This window comes from Alkalihalobacterium sp. APHAB7 (assembly GCF_048323755.1).
In the GTDB taxonomy this organism is placed as follows: Bacteria; Bacillota; Bacilli; order Bacillales; family Bacillaceae_F; genus Alkalihalobacterium.
This window is the reverse complement of record NZ_JBLWFS010000001.1, coordinates 416,378-434,396: the sequence shown is the minus strand read 5'-3', so window position 1 is coordinate 434,396 and position 18,019 is coordinate 416,378. Positions and strand designations below refer to the sequence as shown.

19 protein-coding genes are annotated in these 18,019 nt (G+C 41.4%); all 19 read right to left on the bottom strand.

The genetic code is table 11. From position 1 onward, the window contains the following. Positions 1-294: 294 nt before the first annotated feature. Complete coding sequence (locus tag ACNSTQ_RS01875; protein WP_418198154.1) at positions 295-552, bottom strand: HPr family phosphocarrier protein; 258 nt, start codon at positions 550-552, stop codon at positions 295-297. Between the two features lie 94 nt (positions 553-646). Next, a complete protein-coding gene (gene whiA / locus ACNSTQ_RS01870; protein WP_418198153.1) occupies positions 647-1,600 on the bottom strand; it encodes a DNA-binding protein WhiA in 954 nt (317 codons plus the stop codon). 39 nt (positions 1,601-1,639) lie between these two features. Beyond that, on the bottom strand, positions 1,640-2,584 hold the full coding sequence (locus ACNSTQ_RS01865; protein WP_418198152.1) for a gluconeogenesis factor YvcK family protein: 945 nt from the start codon (positions 2,582-2,584) through the stop codon (positions 1,640-1,642). Then, a complete protein-coding gene (rapZ, locus tag ACNSTQ_RS01860) occupies positions 2,584-3,477 on the bottom strand; it encodes an RNase adapter RapZ (protein ID WP_418198151.1) in 894 nt (297 codons plus the stop codon). The genes ACNSTQ_RS01865 and rapZ overlap by 1 nt, the downstream gene beginning before the upstream one ends. Positions 3,478-3,913: 436 nt before the next feature. After that, entirely contained in the window at positions 3,914-4,378 is a 465-nt protein-coding gene (locus ACNSTQ_RS01855) for an 8-oxo-dGTP diphosphatase (protein WP_418198241.1), read from the bottom strand. Between the two features lie 371 nt (positions 4,379-4,749). Beyond that, entirely contained in the window at positions 4,750-5,697 is a 948-nt protein-coding gene (trxB, locus tag ACNSTQ_RS01850) for a thioredoxin-disulfide reductase (protein ID WP_418198150.1), read from the bottom strand. Positions 5,698-5,941: 244 nt separating this feature from the next. After that, the gene (locus ACNSTQ_RS01845; protein WP_418198149.1) at positions 5,942-6,982 is read right to left on the bottom strand and encodes a tetratricopeptide repeat protein; all 1,041 of its coding nucleotides are present in this window, start codon (positions 6,980-6,982) and stop codon (positions 5,942-5,944) included. Positions 6,983-7,543: 561 nt separating this feature from the next. Continuing rightward, positions 7,544-8,173 carry a bifunctional phosphoribosyl-AMP cyclohydrolase/phosphoribosyl-ATP diphosphatase HisIE gene (hisIE, locus tag ACNSTQ_RS01840; protein WP_418198148.1) on the bottom strand — a complete coding sequence of 210 codons (630 nt, stop codon included), beginning with the start codon at positions 8,171-8,173 and terminating at the stop codon, positions 7,544-7,546. After that, positions 8,170-8,928, bottom strand: coding sequence for an imidazole glycerol phosphate synthase subunit HisF (gene hisF, locus ACNSTQ_RS01835; protein WP_418198147.1), 759 nt, complete (start codon positions 8,926-8,928; stop codon positions 8,170-8,172). Before hisF ends, hisIE begins: the two co-directional genes overlap by 4 nt. A 1-nt stretch (position 8,929) precedes the next feature. After that, positions 8,930-9,664: a 1-(5-phosphoribosyl)-5-[(5-phosphoribosylamino)methylideneamino]imidazole-4-carboxamide isomerase gene (gene hisA, locus ACNSTQ_RS01830; RefSeq protein ID WP_418198146.1), complete on the bottom strand. Its 735-nt coding sequence runs from the start codon at positions 9,662-9,664 to the stop codon at positions 8,930-8,932. Continuing rightward, positions 9,657-10,298 carry an imidazole glycerol phosphate synthase subunit HisH gene (gene hisH, locus ACNSTQ_RS01825; RefSeq protein ID WP_418198145.1) on the bottom strand — a complete coding sequence of 214 codons (642 nt, stop codon included), beginning with the start codon at positions 10,296-10,298 and terminating at the stop codon, positions 9,657-9,659. Before hisH ends, hisA begins: the two co-directional genes overlap by 8 nt. Beyond that, complete coding sequence (gene hisB, locus ACNSTQ_RS01820) at positions 10,299-10,889, bottom strand: imidazoleglycerol-phosphate dehydratase HisB (RefSeq protein WP_275118713.1); 591 nt, start codon at positions 10,887-10,889, stop codon at positions 10,299-10,301. It abuts the gene before it with no gap. Between the two features lies 1 nt (position 10,890). Beyond that, positions 10,891-12,165 (bottom strand): histidinol dehydrogenase, encoded by a 1,275-nt coding sequence (gene hisD, locus ACNSTQ_RS01815; protein ID WP_418198144.1) that lies wholly within the window; start codon positions 12,163-12,165, stop codon positions 10,891-10,893. Next, positions 12,162-12,803 carry an ATP phosphoribosyltransferase gene (gene hisG, locus ACNSTQ_RS01810; protein ID WP_418198143.1) on the bottom strand — a complete coding sequence of 214 codons (642 nt, stop codon included), beginning with the start codon at positions 12,801-12,803 and terminating at the stop codon, positions 12,162-12,164. The genes hisD and hisG overlap by 4 nt, the downstream gene beginning before the upstream one ends. After that, positions 12,796-13,986 (bottom strand): ATP phosphoribosyltransferase regulatory subunit, encoded by a 1,191-nt coding sequence (locus ACNSTQ_RS01805; RefSeq protein ID WP_418198142.1) that lies wholly within the window; start codon positions 13,984-13,986, stop codon positions 12,796-12,798. Before ACNSTQ_RS01805 ends, hisG begins: the two co-directional genes overlap by 8 nt. A gap of 946 nt (positions 13,987-14,932) precedes the next feature. Continuing rightward, positions 14,933-15,454: an acyltransferase gene (locus ACNSTQ_RS01800; RefSeq protein WP_418198141.1), complete on the bottom strand. Its 522-nt coding sequence runs from the start codon at positions 15,452-15,454 to the stop codon at positions 14,933-14,935. Between the two features lie 2 nt (positions 15,455-15,456). Next, the gene (gene ppaX, locus ACNSTQ_RS01795) at positions 15,457-16,098 is read right to left on the bottom strand and encodes a pyrophosphatase PpaX (RefSeq protein ID WP_418198140.1); all 642 of its coding nucleotides are present in this window, start codon (positions 16,096-16,098) and stop codon (positions 15,457-15,459) included. Next, positions 16,088-17,047 carry a nucleoside recognition domain-containing protein gene (locus ACNSTQ_RS01790; protein ID WP_418198139.1) on the bottom strand — a complete coding sequence of 320 codons (960 nt, stop codon included), beginning with the start codon at positions 17,045-17,047 and terminating at the stop codon, positions 16,088-16,090. Before ACNSTQ_RS01790 ends, ppaX begins: the two co-directional genes overlap by 11 nt. A 25-nt stretch (positions 17,048-17,072) precedes the next feature. After that, the gene (gene lgt / locus ACNSTQ_RS01785; RefSeq protein WP_418198138.1) at positions 17,073-17,957 is read right to left on the bottom strand and encodes a prolipoprotein diacylglyceryl transferase; all 885 of its coding nucleotides are present in this window, start codon (positions 17,955-17,957) and stop codon (positions 17,073-17,075) included. Positions 17,958-18,019: the final 62 nt, after the last annotated feature.

Sequence of the window (18,019 nt, the reverse complement as noted above, 5' to 3'; positions counted from 1 at the left end):
AATCCCCAAGCGAGTAACCCACTTGGGGATTTTGTGTTGTTCTTGTAAGAATTTCCTTTTTATCGGTCGCGCAACACTTTTTTAGTGCAACTTCTACTATATCCGCGTAACTTTCATTATATCGGCGGAAGCAACACCCGCTTTTATCAGCGGATGTCTAATCTTGGCAATCTTGGCTGTTATTTGTGCTGTCACCATGTAATTGGAATTCAACTCACAATGATTGACGCTGTACTAACTTGCCGACAAATAAAAAAACTGAGCTGGACTAGTTGTCACCGCTCAGATTTTTTATTATTCTTCGTTTGAAATGAAAGCTTCTAGTGCTTCCATTGCTTCTTCTTCGTCTTTACCTTCAACCATCACATCGATGACAACACCTTTACCGATCGCAAGGCTCATAATCCCCATAATACTCTTCGCATTTACTTTTTTATTGTCTTTTTCAATAAAAATATCTGAAGAATAACGGTTAGCTTCTTGAACAAACAGTGCTGCTGGTCTAGCTTGAAGACCTGTTTTTAACTTCACTTCTAATTGTTTTTGGATCAAGCGAACTACCTCCTTATTTTCCACTAATTAAAAATATGTCTATTACTATAATTTGTTTCGGTTCGTTCATACAAAAAAGACAACAACATTGAGTTTAAAATCCTGTTAACTGTTCACCTGAACGAATCCGTTCCGCTAACTCATCTATTTTACGAAGGCGATGATTGACTCCAGATTTACTAACTTTTCCGGTAGACACCATCTCTCCTAGCTCTTTCAAGGTGACATCCTGGTGCTTCACTCGAAGCTCAGCAATTTCCCTCAACTTGCCAGGCAAATTTACTAAACCGATTTCACGATCAACCAAGCGAATATTTTCCACCTGTCTTAGCGCAGCTCCTACCGTTTTATTCAAGTTCGCTGTTTCACAATTGACGAGACGGTTAACAGAGTTCCTCATATCTTTCATGATGCGGACATCTTCAAAATAGAGTAACGCTTGGTGGGCTCCAATAATATTTAGAAACTCGGTAATCTTTTCACTTTCTTTAATATAGGTGATGCATCCTTTTTTACGTTCTAATGTTTTCGCATTTAAATCAAAAGAATTCATTAACTCACATAAAGATTGATTATGCTCTTCATACAGTGAAAAAATTTCTAAATGATATGAAGACGTTTCAGGATGATTAATCGAACCTCCCGCTAGAAAAGCTCCCCTTAAGTATCCACGACGGCAACAATGTTTCTTTATAATCGAAGAAGAGATTGTACGGATAAAAGTAAATCCTTCACCTATAATACCTAAAATTTCAAGAGTTTGCCTCGCTTCTTGTGAAATTCTCACTAAATAGACATTATTTTTTTTCAAACGCATCTTTTTTCGCACAAGCAACTCCATATGAGTTTGCGGAAATAACCTCTTTACTAGTGTATAGATTCTTCTCGCAATTGCGGCATTCTCTGTCGTAATATCTAACATCATTTTTTGGTTGCTAAATGCAAGAGAGCCATTCATTCGAATAAGAGCCGTTAATTCAGCTTTCGCACAACATTCATCTACCTCTAATTGAGTGAGTTCTTTTTTCGTAGTTGCAGCAAATGACAACAGTCTCACCCCCATATTTCTAGCCTTCCAGCCTTTACACTATTTTAGCTGTAAGATCATTTGAGCTACTTTATTGGCATCATGTCTGATTAGTTTATCATTATATTGTAAAAATGACTCATTAACTATACGAATTCCATAGGATTGAAGTTCAATTTGATCAAACTCCACAGGCTCAGCGCCTTCTTCCGCATAGCGAGAGATGATATCTCGAGGAATCGGCTGTTGATTGACTACGATATAGTCTAAAAGCTGATTCCCACAATGGTCAACAATTGCTTTAACATGATCGGATGCGCGGTACCGATCGGTTTCACCTGGTTGAGTCATGACATTACAAATATAGATTTTCTTTGCTGCCGCTTTTTTGACTTCTTCCGTTATACCAGGAACAAGTAAATTGGGAAGAACACTCGTATAAAGGCTCCCTGGCCCAATTATAATACTATCCGCTTGCTGTATCGCCTCAATACTTTCTTTTAAAGGAGACACGTTGGCAGGTGTCACAAATACTTGTTTAATTTGTTTACCGACTTGAGGAATTTTAGACTCCCCAGTAACGATCGTACCATCATTCATCTTAGCATGAAGTACAATACTTTGATTCGCAGCAGGATACACTTTCCCTCTTACATTTAAAACTTTACTAAGCTCACTGATTCCCCTTGCAAAATCTCCTGTTAGCGAAGTCATCCCCGCTAGAAGTAAGTTGCCTAGAGAGTGACCACTTAGACCGTCTCCATTTTGAAAACGGTGTTGAAATAACTGCTCTACTAACGGTTCTACTTCAGCCAATGCAACGAGCACATTTCTCACATCTCCAGGTGGCGGGATGTGCAATTCTTTTCGTAACCGTCCTGAACTTCCCCCATCATCAGCAACAGTTACAATTGCTGTAATATCCACCGGAAATGTTTTTAAACCACGTAAAAGAACGGATAGACCGGTTCCTCCCCCGATGACAACAACCTTTTTCTTTTTCACTAGTGTCTGTCCTTTCCTTTTTCAATATCTCGATGACTCACATGGACGACATACTCTTCTGAAAAATATTCTCCAAAATACTCAGCTAATGTTACCGATCGATGCTTCCCGCCTGTACAACCAATACCAACGACGAGCTGGCTTTTTCCTTCACGCTTATATTGCGGAAGCATATAAACGAGCAGGTCACGAAGTTTTTCAATAAATTGCTGTGTTTCCGACCATTTTAATACATATGAAGATACTTCTTCATCAAGTCCGGTCTTTGGACGCATATGGTCAATATAGTGCGGATTCGGTAAAAATCGAACATCGAAAACGAGGTCGGCGTCAATCGGTATACCATACTTAAATCCAAATGACATGAGATTAATGGAGAATAACGGTTGCTCTTCAGTTGAAAACCTTTGGCTGATTTTTTCACGTAAATGGATCGGCTTTAGATCCGTTGTATCAATAATTTGTTGCGCTCTTCCTTTTAACTCCTCAAGCATTTCACGTTCAGCTTTGATGCCTTCGAGTGGTAATCCCTTTGGTGCCAATGGATGAGAGCGACGTGTTTCTTTATATCGTTGAACTAACTTAGCATCTTTTGAATCTAAAAATAAAACTTGGGGATTTAAATGAAGATTAGGTGTATTTCCTAATTTATCAATAACCTCGAAGAAATGATCAAAAAACTCACGACCTCGAAGGTCAATGACTAGGGCCACTTTATTCATCTTACCTCCAGAGCTTTCAATGAGGTCAATAAATTTAGGAATCAGAGCGGGAGGTAAATTATCTACACAGAAATAACCTAAATCTTCAAAGCTTTGAACAGCTACTGTTTTTCCTGCTCCAGACATTCCTGTAATAATGACAATTTGAATATCTTCCTTTTTTTCTGTCATTTTATCACCTTTACTTCATTTTTTTTGAGACTTCTAAGAAAAGCGCAAGGTGCCTGCTTATCGGCGACATGCGCTGGAGGGCCAGCAATAAGTGTCTTGCTCTTCAGACACGCTTGATGGACCGAAGTGACCTCGAGCCGATGGCACCTGGAGCTAGACATGGAAAAGCGCAAGGTGCCTGCTTATCGGCGACAAGCGCTGGAGGGCCAGCAATAAGTGTCTTGCTCTTCAGACACGCTTGATGGACCGAAGCGACCTCGAGCCGATGGCACCTGGAGCTAGACATGGAAAAGCGCAAGGTGCCTGTTTATCGGCGACATGCGCTGGAGGGCCAGCAATAAGTGTCTTGCTCTTCAGACACGCTTGATGGACCGAAGCGACCTCGAGCCGATGGCACCTGGAGCTAGACATCTAAAGTAGTAAGATGCACTTACTTTTACTGTTGATTCGGTTCTAAGCGGTATGAAAGCAGTTGGAAATCAGGTGTATAGTGGAACGTACCATAAAGTGGCTCATCATTGTATAACAGATGTTCATATATGAATCGATCACCCGCAGCCATCGGCAGCTCTTTTACTTCATCTATAGGTTTCCACTCTAATTTTCCTTCAGGCGACTGCTCGAGCGAAACACCAGTAAATTCATTGGCTTTAAACGTAAATAACATCCATTCCGATTGAATGGTATCCCCGTCTTTAATGACAATTGTAAAAATACCATTAATTTTTGGGTCAATAACAGTAAGTCCGGTTTCTTCACGATATTCTCGTTTGACTGCTTCTAGTACGGACTCACCAATTTCCATTTTCCCACCGGGTACAACCCACCATCCACGGCGAGGTTTTTGTAACATTAGAATTGATCCGTCTTTCACAACAATACAATTCGTAACTCTTTGCACACGACTCACCTCACGTTCTCATGACCTAAGTATACTATCAAACAGTGGTCCTCACAACGGTAAGCTCCCTATAGGAAAGATGGTAATACATACTGATGTAATCCAAAAGCATAATTTAAAACAGCTAAATAAATAAAAAACGCTCCACTAATATAAAAAAAAGGGCACGAACAATTTTTTGTCCGTGCTTACAAAGTAATATATAAAAAAGGGGGTCAATTACTTACTCTTATAGTAACCTTTTTATGTTGCATGACTGTTACAAAAGAGTTAAGACGCAGTTACGTTTTGTAAAGATTTTTTGTAGATTATTGTCGATGTGTAAATTCTAACCGAATCTTTACTTGTTTTCCCCTCCACTAGACTTGCTATTACTTTGCTTTCGCTTTTTCAGCTAATGTTTCAATGTAGTGTTGAGCGCTTTGAGCAGCGATACTTCCATCACCTGTTGCTGTAACAATTTGTCGAAGAGTCTTTTCACGAATATCACCCGCTGCAAAAATCCCTGGTACTTTCGTTTCCATTTCATCGTTTGTTACAACATAACCGTCTTCATTTGTGATTCCTAAGTTAAGAACCGAAGCATTTAGTGGTAACATCCCAATGTAAATAAAGACGCCGTCTGTTTTAAATTCACGTTCTTCACCTGTTTCCGTGCTTACAAGTGTGACACTTCCCACTTTTCCTTCTGCATCATTAATTTCTTTAACGGTATGATTCCAGATGAACTCAACTTTTTCGTTATCAAAAGCGCGTTGCTGAAGAATCTTTTGAGCTCTTAATTCATCACGACGGTGTACAACGGTTACTTTTGTAGCAAAGCGAGTTAAATAAACCGCTTCTTCAACAGCAGAGTCACCGCCACCAACCACTACGAGTTCTTTTCCTTTAAAGAATGCACCGTCACAAACTGCACAATATGATACACCGCGCCCGCTTAATTCTTTTTCCCCTGGTACACCTATTTTTTTATACTCGGCACCCGTTGCTACGATAACCGCTCTTGCTTTAAACTCTTTACTTCCAGCTTTAACGATTTTATAATCTTCGCCGTCAATAATTTCTTTAATATCACCATATGCATATTCAGCACCGAATTTTTTAGCATGCTCAAACATTTTGTTTGAAAGATCAGGCCCAAGAATATGGTCAAAGCCAGGATAGTTCTCTACGTCTTCCGTATTCGCCATTTGGCCTCCAGGAACGCCTCTTTCAACCATGACAGTGCTTAAATTAGCGCGGGATGTGTATACCGCAGCTGTCATCCCTGCAGGGCCAGCTCCAGCAATAATCACATCATAAATTTTCTCTTCACTCATCTATCTCACTCCTTCTGGTTACTAGCTAAGGGCCAATGATCGTTACCTTTACTATTCCCCAATTAGTAAACACTTATCTTCTCTGTCTATCGTAGTTATATCTTTTTCAGAAGTCCAATAAATTGCTCGATAGTTGCATCCTTTTTGTCACTAGCGATTGCCGATACTAGTACGGTGAACTTCCATCTTGTTAAGCGGTTTTATTGGTTTCCGAAAAGGAGGGGATTACATACCCTTAGGTGTATTAATTATACCGAACAATCTCTTTCTTAAGCAAACCCTTTGCTTCATCCGCTAGAAATTTTTCAGCTTTCGGATCGCCGAGCCTTGCTCCTTTCCGAAAGTGGATATAGGCCCGTTCCTTTTCATCACAATGATAAGCAGCTACAGCAAAGCAACGTAAGAAGTCTGCAGTTTCATGATAATTGTCTTTTTTTAATAAGCGAAGTTTTAAGAAACTCTCTTCAAATAGCTCTATTTTACATAAGGTTTCTGCTAATAAAAAGCGTTGTTCCATATCGATGGGGCTAATCTTTGTTAACCATGCTGCGAACTCGTATGCCTTTTCTTTTTCATCCATTTCGTAATAATAGGTCGTTAAATGGCAATAGGCGGTGAAGTTACCTGGGTCATTTTCTAACACTTCAAACGTTCGTTCAAGTGCTTCTTCATGTTGTCCTTTTAAAAAGAGTGCTTTCGCTAATTGGTTATGAGCCGACCATAAATTGGGTCGATCTTCAATCATCTTTTTGAATTGATCAATGGCCAACTCATAATGGCCGCGCGCAATGTGAGCGACCGCATTTTCGTGCCGAATAATGAGCAATTCCTCTTCGTCTAATTTATTTTCAAACGAGCCGTCTTCTTTTTCTATACATAAAAGATCGATTAAAGAGAGGCAGTCATCTAAAAACTCATGATCCTCATTCTTCTCAATATATTCAAAAGCCAATTCCTCTGCTTTTTCAAATAGGCCGAGGTGTGCATAATTATTCGCCATAAAAAAGTAACATTCGTACATCGTAGGATCTAATTCAGAAATGACGTAATCTAAAATTTCATTAGAACGTTCATATTCACCTTTATCCGCTAAAATCGCTGATAGCTGACAATGGTAAACGGGATCATCCTTTTTTAATTCAATAGCTTTTTCGAGGTAGTATATGGCCCGATCCATATTATTTTTACGATAAAATGAAATACCTTTTTGATAAAAATAATCTCCATTTTGAATAAAAGGTATTACTTTTCCCAACTTAATGGCGTTATTTGCTTTAAAAGTCATGTATACAGTTTTCCTCCAAAGTAATAATTCAGCTATTGCAAGTATACTATATTTCTTTTCATTTTCATTAGTGAAATTTCGACAAAGTTGATTTTGATGAGATGAGCTTGGGTGTTTTGTTGAGACGATGGGTAATTAGCTTGAATGGGAGTTTTTAGTTTTTTTATCATTGGAGTGGGCCGCACGATGCTAGTTCTTAATCCGTGGCATCTTGTGATGACTTTTAACCTTTGGTGATGCGTCTTTTCCTGTTACTGGATATTATTAGCTCGAATACTGCTTTTGTGATCCGCTTTTTCCTGTTACTGGATATTTTGGGGTCCAATATGGCTTTTGTGATTTTTTCTTGTTACTAGGAACTCTAGTCTCCAATACTGATATTGAGATCTGATTGAACTTCTTTACAAACTCAGAAGCCATTATTTTAGTAACAAATATCCTGACCTCAGGTTTACCGACTGTCCACCAATTTCTTCTTAAACTTTTCAGTTCCTCTTAAATTCAAAAAGAAGGTGAATATCGAACAATAATTCACCTTCCCTCAACCAGCTTCTTTTTTTGTTATTTCGTATGACGCTCCTCAAGTACGGCTAGCACCTCATCAAGTGGGAGCTTTTGCTCGCGCAGAAGGACGAGCAGGTGGAAAAGTAAATCCGCCACTTCCCATTTTAACTCTTCTGGATCACGGTTTTTCGCTGCAATGATGACTTCGCCAGCTTCTTCGCCGACTTTCTTTAATATCTTATCGACACCTTTATCAAATAAATACGTCGTATACGATTGCTCCGGCATTTCAGCTTCACGTTCCGCTATCAGTGACTCTAAGCGGGAGAAAATTGCAAAGCGGTCTTCCTGAGCACCTACCTCACCCTCACTCAATAAAGAGTCGGCAAAACACGTGTACACGCCCTTATGACAAGCAGGGCCGCTCGGATCCACGAGTACTACTAGCGCATCCGAATCACAATCATAGCGCAAATCGGTCACTGTTTGCGTATTTCCTGACGTTGCGCCTTTATGCCATAACTCTTGACGAGAGCGACTATAAAACCATGTTTCTCTCGTTTCGATCGTCTTTTCAAGAGATTCTCGATTCATATAAGCTAATGTTAATACCTCTTTACTTTGCGCATCTTGAACAATCGCGGGGATTAAACCTTTTTCATCGAACTTCAAGTTTTCTAAATTCATCGCATGGGTACCCCCTTTTCTTTTAACAGTGACTTTACTTCAGCTACAGACGTTTCTTTATAATGGAAAATAGAGGCAGCCAATGCCGCATCACATTTCGTTTCCGTGAATACATCATAGAAGCACTCTTTTGCACCTGCACCGCCTGAAGCAATGACTGGGACTGTTACAGCTGCGTTTACAGCTTTCGTCAATGGTAAGTCAAAGCCTGTTTTTTCACCGTCTTGGTCCATACTTGTGAGGAGAATTTCTCCTGCACCGCGACGAACCGCTTCTTTAGCCCACTCAATCACTTCCCAATCGGTTGGTGTTCGACCGCCATGTGTATACACACGCCATGAACCTAGCTCTTCATCGTACTTGGCATCAATCGCAACAACGATACATTGAGAACCGAAGTAGTCCGCACCTTCTGTAATCAGCTCTGGACGATTTACCGCTGCTGTATTGAGCGACACTTTATCGGCACCTGCACGAAGCACACGCTTCATGTCGGCTAATGAGTTGATCCCCCCGCCAACGGTAAATGGAATCGCCAGCTTAGCAGCCACTTCTTCAACGACTTCGACCATCGTTTCTCTACCTTCATGAGAGGCGGAAATATCGAGGAATACGAGCTCATCAGCGCCTTGCTCATCATAAAAAGCAGCTAGCTCAACAGGGTCACCCGCATCTCGTAAGTTCACAAACTGAACCCCTTTTACAACCCGGCCTTCTTTAACATCGAGACATGGAATAATTCGTTTGGTTAACATCTTATTCCACCTCACTTAACGCTTGCGCCAGCGTAAATTGGTTCGTATACAGTGCTTTACCAATAATGACACCACGAACTCCTTCAGCAGCATAAGGCTTTACTTCTGTTAAATCCGCTAATTGGCTGACACCGCCGGATACGATCACTTCTTTTCCTGTCGCCTTCGCAAGAGATCGGCACGCTTCCACATTTGGACCTGATAGCATTCCATCGCGAGAAATATCTGTAAAAATAAAGACCTCTGCTCCGAAGTCCGCCATTTCTTTTCCGAGTTCTTCTGCTTTAACTTGAGACGTTTCCAACCAGCCTTCCGTTGCAACATATCCATCACGAGCATCGAGGCCGATCGCAATTTTTTCCCCGCTATATGTAGCTAGCATTTCTTTTGTAAAATCTGGGTCGTTCACGGCAACGCTTCCGAGAATGACACGGTCAACACCTTGATCTAAATAAAAAGCAACGTCTTCTTTCGTACGAATACCGCCACCGATTTGTACATTTACGTTTAACTCTTTGGCTACCCGAAGAACGTGCTCAAAATTAACTGGTTTCTTTGCTTTTGCTCCATCAAGATCGACCATATGAATCCACTCAGCCCCAGCTTCAGCAAATGTTTTAGCCATCTCAAACGGCGAGTCACCATATACCGTTTCTTGATCATAATCACCTTGGATGAGGCGGACACATTTCCCGCCACGCATATCAATTGCAGGATATAACGTTACTTTACTCATTTGAAAGGCTCCCCTCTACCAATTTCACATAGTTTGCAAGAATGCTCATTCCGATTGAACTGCTTTTTTCTGGGTGGAATTGCGTTCCCATAATATGATTTCTACCGACTACAGCAGGTACTTCCCCGTCATACTCGCTGCTAGCAATCAAAACGTCTTTATCATCTGTACGGACGACGTAAGAGTGAACAAAATAGACGTGGCCGTTCTCAACGTCTTTTACTAACGGATGTTCTGGCTGATGAAACTCCAGCTGATTCCAGCCCATATGAGGGACTTTGTACGCTTCCCCTTCGGCCGTTACACCAGAAAACCTGCGCACGACACCAGGTAAAAGATTTAATCCTTTCGTTTCCCCGTTTTCTTCACTTTCTTCAAATAAAAGCTGCATTCCTAAACAAATGCCTAGTAACGGCTTACCGGATTTAGCCCAATCCTTAACAAAATCAGCAAGTCCATCTTGTTTTAAAATTTCCATCGCATCACGGAACGAACCAACCCCAGGTAAAATGAGACCGTCTGCTTTTTGAAGCTCCTCTACTTTTTCAGAGACAAAATAGTCTTTATTTAAACGTTCAAGCGCCTTACTTACGCTATGTAAGTTCCCCATCCCATAGTCAATGACACCGATCATTTATAACATTCCTTTCGTCGACGGAATTCTTCCTTTAGCGCGCTCGTCAATTTGTGTCGCTTCATCTAGAGCTCTCGCTAACGCTTTAAAGACCGCTTCAATCATGTGGTGTGTGTTGTGGCCATAATGAACGATGACATGTAAGTTCATACGTGCTTCAAGTGCAAGCTTCCATAAAAATTCGTGCACTAATTCCGTATCAAACGTTCCGACTTTTTGACTTGGGAATTCAGCACGAAATTCAAGATGTGGACGGTTACTTAAATCAACAACGACTTGAGCTAGCGTCTCATCCATCGGTACAAACGCGTTTCCGTAACGTTTAATTCCTTTTTTGTCGCCTAACGCATCCTTAAGTGCAATCCCAAGACAAATGCCGATGTCTTCTGTTGTGTGGTGATCATCAACTTCAACATCACCTTTAGCATCAACGGTTAAATCAAAGTGACCGTGCTTCGTGAATAAATCAAGCATATGAGTCATAAAAGGAACGTTTGTATTTAAATCAGATTTTCCTTCTCCATCGATTGAAAACTGTAGTTTAATTTGAGTTTCACCTGTGTTTCGTTCAATACTAGCTGTACGTTCCATTTTACTTTTCCTCCTCTAGTCGCTTATCAATGGCTCGTGCATGGGCTTCTAATCCTTCAAGACGAGCGAGTGTTGTTATTTTTTTACCATTCGCTTGTAATGCTGCTTGGCTATAATAAATAATGCTCGATTTTTTCGTAAAATCATCGACATTTAACGGGCTTGAAAAACGGGCCGTTCCGTTGGTTGGCAACACATGGTTCGGTCCGGCAAAATAATCGCCAACAGGCTCTGAACTGTAAGGACCAAGAAAAATTGCTCCAGCATGCTTAATTTTACCTAGCAAAGTGAGCGGCTCTTCTGTTAGCACTTCAAGATGTTCAGGTGCCAGCTGATTGACGACATCGATCGCTTCCGCTAAATCTTCCGCAACATAAATCGCACCATAATCACGGATCGATGCCGCGGCAATGTCTTTTTTCGGTAAGGTTTCAAGTTGCACAGCGACTTCATCTGCCACTTTTTGTGCCAGACTTGCACAAGGTGTCACAAGAATAGCCGAAGCCATCGGATCATGTTCCGCTTGCGATAGTAAATCTGCCGCGATAAAAATAGGATTTGCTTTTTCATCGGCTAATACAACAATTTCACTCGGGCCGGCAATCATATCGATATCGACTTGTCCAAATACTGCTCGTTTCGCAAGTGCTACATAAATATTTCCTGGTCCAACGATTTTATCAATCGGGGCGATCGTTTCCGTGCCATACGCTAATGCAGCAACCGCTTGAGCCCCGCCGACCTTGTACATTTCTTTTACGCCAAGCTCATTGGCCGTCACAAGAACACCTGCAGGCCACGACCCATTCGATTGCGGCGGCGAGACCATCACGATGCGCTCCACTCCAGCCACTTGAGCCGGAATGACATTCATCATAATCGATGATGGGTAAGCTGCGCGTCCGCCTGGAACATACACCCCGACCGAATCAAGCGGGGTGACTTTTTGACCGAGCATTGTTCCATCTTCTTTTGTCGTAATCCACGTTTCCCGTTTTTGGCGGGCATGAAAGTCGCGAATATTTTCAATCGCTTCTCGGATTGCAGCTAAAGCATCGTCATCAATCTCTTTATAGGCTTTTTCAATTTCCTCATTTGTCGCTGTAAATGAATTAAGGCGGACCCCGTCAAATTTTTCCGTCAGAGCCGTTAATGCCTCATCGCCGTACGTTTTTACTTTTTCAATAATTTGGATTACCGCTTGCTGTTGCGTTTCTGTTCCTGCTTCGATTGTTCGCTTAAGAGAGACGTTTTTTGTTACATTTATAATTTTCATTCGTCTTCCCCCTCAATGACTTTAGCCAAACGTTCGACCAAATCATCAATCCATTCATCTTTCATTCGATAACTGACTGGATTAACAATCAGACGAGACGTAATGTCCATAATTTTTTCTAATTCAACCAAGCCATTTTCTTTTAACGTCCGTCCTGTTGAGACGATATCGACAATGCGATCAGCTAAACCAACGAGAGGCGCTAGCTCAATCGATCCATTTAATTTAATGACTTCGACTTGCTCGCCTTGTTCTTTAAAATAACGAATCGCGACATTCGGGTACTTTGAAGCGACTTTTGGAGCAATCTCACTTTGTTTCTCATACGTTGGCAGACCCGCTACCGCTAAATAACATTCACTAATTTTTAAATCGAGGACTTCATAGACATCTCGCTCTTCTTCTAACATCGTATCTTTCCCGGCCACACCAACGTCAGCTACCCCGTGTTCAACATACGTCGGAACATCCATCGGTTTTGCTAGAATAAAGCGCATTTTCGCATCAGGAGCATCAACGATTAATTTTCGCGAGTCGTCGAACTCTGCTGGTAATGCATACCCAGCTTTTCTTAGTAAATCTGCTGCTTCTTCAAAAATACGACCTTTAGGCATCGCAACCGTTAACCACTCACTCATCACCAGCACCTCCGTTCTTTGCTTTACCGATACAATAGATGACGTCTGCAAATTGCTCAGATAAAACATCGACATCCTTAATTCCCGCTAAATCTTGTAAAATGACGGCGTTGCCTTGCTCACGTTTTTCTGTTGCAAGTTCAATCGCTTCTTTTCTACGTTCATTGCTGAAAATGATGCACGTTTGTGGTGTTAGCTCTTTCTTCGTCCCAATCGCTTCAACAAGTAAATCGAGGCGAATGCCGAAGCCTGTTGCTTGAGCTGGACGGTCAAAGTTAGCGAGCAACTCATCATAGCGTCCGCCACTTCCAAGCGGAACGCCTAAGCGACTTCCGTAGCCTTCAAACACAACGCCTGTGTAGTAACTCATATGCATGACTAGGTTTAAATCAATTTTTAAAAATTCCGTTACACCGTAGCATTCTAATGCTTCCCACAACTTTGTTAAATCTTCCAGGGCTTTCTCGCCCGCTTCGCTTTGAACTAATTGGGTTGCCGCTTGAATTTTTTCACTTCCACCGCGTAATTGTAATAAGTCTAAGAGACGACTTTTATCAATTGAAGATAACGGGAGGCTTTTTACATGCTGACGGTAACCTACATAATTTTTCTCATATAAATAACGTCTTAACACATTGGCTCGCTCTTCATTTCCGACCACTTCAAGCAATAATGCATTCACGTAGCCAATATGGCCAATCGCCACTTGGAAATTCTCTACCCCTGCTTTACGTAATGTAGCAATCATCAGTGCAATCACTTCTGCATCCGCACTTGACGTTCCATCTCCTACAAGTTCAACGCCGATTTGTTCAAATTCGGCAGGTTTTCCGCCTTCACGCTGCTGGGAGCGGTAAAGATTTGTATGATAAGACAGGCGTAATGGATAGGCCTCATTTTTTAAACTCGATGCGGCGAGACGTGCGATCGGTGCGGTCATGTCCGGTCTAAGCACTAATGTGTTTCCGTCTTGATCGAGTAGCTTGAATAGCTGTTGATCTAGGATCGCTGAAGCTTCTCCAACGGTTTCGTAATATTCTAACGTTGGCGTTTGAATGGCACGATACCCCCAACGAGTTACTTCTTCATTTATTTCATTTGCAATTCGTTGCTTCGTTTCAAATAATTCCGGTAACGTGTCTCTCATCCCAATCGGTTTTTCGAACATAAATGGTTTTGACATGTTTTCACTCTCCATACTTTAGTACGTTTCTGTACATTGCTTAGTACAATTAGCGCAATGCTTTAGTGCAATTCAGTACACTGGTTTAGTATGATGCTTCAGAGTAATGCTTCGGTACAATGCTTTAGTGCGCTAATATACTAACAAGATAAAGGATATTACATAGTAGTTTACACGCATCTATTACAATCGTCAACCAATATAAGTAGTCTTTCCTCACTTTAATTTGGCTAGAAAATGAAGGTTAAAAACATAAGCCGGCAGCACTAGCCACGCTATTCTTGAAGTATTTATACAACTATAGTAACACTGTTGGAAAAGAAAGGAACAGTAATGATACAAAAAGTTCAAAAATTCAGGCGGTGATGCATAGAATGTTGGGTGCGAAGGAAGAGTGTTGACGAATGCAGGGATAATAGTAGGCGGATTGTGGACGTATGTAGGGATGACGGTGAGCGAATAGTGGACGTATGCAGGAGAACGTGGGAAGTGCTGGGCGTATGGAGGGATAGTGGAGAGAGGCTTGCGGGCGAAAACAGAAGATATAGCGGTTGGTGCTAATAGGATTTCAAGCTTTTAGGTCGTTCTATAAATTTGCTTAAACACAAGCTATAGTTGGCGTATATGCACAAGCCATAGTTACCCGGATTCTTTCGGCTTGAAAACTTAAGGCACTCAGAAGCCCTTATTTGCGTTAAAAGAGCAATTTTATCGAAATTAGGGCACTGAAAAGCCCTTATTCACTACTTTTTGAGGTTTTTCTCAGTGAATATTGGCAAATAAGAGCCTCTCAGTGCCGTAACATATCCCAAATAGGTAGTTTCGTTGAAATAAGGTCCTCTCAGTCCGCTCACGCAAAAACGGTGCCAGGCACCTTTAACACTGTAAAATGGTAAAGGTGCCTGACACCGCAAAACTGCAACGCCAATGGCACCCCTCATCTACATTATTCCATAAAATGAACGTTATTGCGCTCGTCCATCTCTTCTTTCGTGTAGATGACTCGCATCGGATTTCCGCCGACAAAACTTCCCGCCGGAACGTCTTGGTGTACGAGCGTGCCCGCTGATACAATCGCGCCGTCGCCGATCGTGACACCTGGTAATATCGTCGAGTTGGCACCAATCATCACTTCATGGCCAATGATCACATCACCGAGACGATATTCCTTAATCAAATACTCATGTGCAAGGATTGTCGTGTTGTAGCCGATGATCGAATTCCGACCAATGGAAATTTTCTCAGGAAACATGACATCCATCATGACCATTAACGCCACTGCCGTTTGGTCACCGACTTTCATCTTAAGAAACTTCCGGTACATCCAATTTTTCAAGCCAATATACGGGGTATAACGAGCCACTTGAATAACGACAAAGCTTTTCGCTACTTTCCAAAAAGGAACTGTCTTATAAATTTGCCAAAGCGAATTACTGCCTTCGACGGAATACCGTTTCGTCTTTCTCACATTTACTCCACTCCAACGATTTTCAATAAATCTCTCATATCTTCTAATACATAATCCGGTTCAAACGAACGAATAAACGCTTCACCTTTAATGGACCAAGCAACCGCAGCCGTAGTTGTGCCCGTGTTTTTTCCACCTAAAATATCATATTGGCTGTCACCAACCATGATCGTCGTTTCAGCAGATGAACCTAAGGCTTTCATCGCTTTTTCGAGCGGCTCTGGATCCGGTTTTACTTTTTCAACGTCATCAATCGCTACAATCACTTCAAAAAAGCGGTCAAGGCCTGTAACTTCTAATCCTCGAATTGCCGTGCTTTTCATTTTCGTCGTTACGACTGCTAGCTTAAATCCTTCTTTATGCAAGCGTTCGATCGTTTCAAACACACCTTCATATTCCTGGACTAACAAATCATGATTAGATAAGTTGTGTTCACGGTACATCGTAATCATTTCCTCGACACGTTCAGCATCAATGCCTTTAAAACTGTCAACAAGCGGCGGTCCGATAAATTCGATCACCTTTTCACGAGTATATTTCCCTGGGAAATAATGCTCAAGTGTGTGTAAAAAGGATGAAATAATTAAATCATTCGTATTAACTAACGTTCCGTCGAGATCAAATAGTAGTGTATCAATTTTCATTTACAGCTTCCTTTCCTGTTACTTGCTGCTTTTGTTTTTTCTCATAGCGGTTCCAAATAAAGGCGATAACCATCGTTAAAACGATCGCTGTTACAATCCGGATGATCAGTAACGGCCAAATGGGAATGCCCAATGGAATAAATATGAGAGTGTCTTCGATAACAGCGTGACAAGCCACGAGAAAAATAAATACTAAATATAAATCTTTCTTTTTCACTCCGTCTTCTTTTACTGCTTGGATCATAACCCCTGCTCCCAACGCTAACCCAAAGAATAAGCCAGAGGCAAGCGTCGTTGAAGTGTTTTCACGAATTCCGAGCATCTTCGTAAACGGTGACATCCATTTCGAGAATACTTTCAACCAGTTTAATTCTTTCATAATTTGAATAAAAATCATCAGTGGAATGACGATAAGCGCCAATTGTGCAATTCCGAGTGTCGCGCTTTCAATTCCTTTCCACGCAACTGCCAACCAACCTGAGACTTCAGTCTCTTTCCCTGAAGAAACAAAGCCGTATTGGGCGATTTCACTTCCGCCCTGCCAAAACAGATGAATGATCCACGCTGAGAAGAACGCTAAGCCTAATCGGACCGCCAATACGACAGACATCCGAATACCAACCTTTGCCGCTACCGCAGATTCCACAAATAGATTGTGAGAAAAAGAAAGCATAACCGCTAAAATAAAGACTTCCTTTACCGACAGCTCCATCGTTAAAATCGCACCGATCGCGGCATATAAATTCAGCACATTCCCTAAAATTAACGGAATAGCGGCTTCCCCAGGCAAGCCAATCCATCCCATGACAGGTGCCAGCAATTGAGCCAGCCACTCAAGGACTGGGGTATAGCCGAGAATTGTAATGATCAGTGTAATAGGGAAGATGATTTTCCCTAAGGTCCATGTTGTTTGTAATCCTACCATTAATCCCCGTTTTAGTATTCCCACCTTGAGCTCCTCCCCGAACAAGACCTTACTTCTTCTTTTTCTTTTTTGCTTTCGTTTGACCAGCAGTTGGTTTTCCAGCCACTTCTTCATCTAAATAATTCTTTGAAGCTAACCCTGTCTTTCGACGATAAATCCATAGAATCACAGCACCGACAATTAGGACGATCGAAACAATTTGCGCTGTACGAAGAGTGTCACCAATCATTAAATTGTCTAGACGCATTCCTTCAATATAGAACCGGCCGATCGAATACCAAATGACATAGCTTAGGAAAATTTCCCCTTGCTTTAAATTGACACGACGTAACCATAATAATAGAGCAAAACCTAAAATATTCCAGATTGACTCGTATAAGAAGGTTGGATGATAGTACCCTAACCCATGGATGGGGTCATTAATATACATTTGATTAATAATAAACTGCGGGAGCATTAAGCTTTCAAGAAATTCACGTGATACTGGACCACCGTATACTTCTTGGTTCATAAAATTTCCCCAACGCCCAATCGCTTGTGCAATAATAATACTCGGCGCAGCAATATCGAGAATTTTCCAGAAGGATAACCCTCTTCTTCTTGCAAAAACAATAACCGTCGCAACACCACCAATGAGTCCACCGTGGATCGCTAAGCCACCTTCCCAGATCGCAAACGCCTTTAGCGGGTTATCCACGTAATGCTCCCAGCGGAAAATGACATAATAAATACGTGCAGAAATAATTGCAATTGGTAATGCCCAAATTAATAGATCAGCAAACGTATCTTTTGGCAGCCCACGCTGTTCCGTCTCACGATTTGCAATTAAATAACCTACCACTACCCCTAATCCAATCAAAAGCCCATACCAATAAACCGTGATCGGACCTAATTCAAACGCAATTCTACTTAATGGTTGAATCGTTTCCTCCATCAATTTCACCTCATACTTCATTTAAGTTCGACTTAATAAGGTTTTTTAAAATTTTACAACCT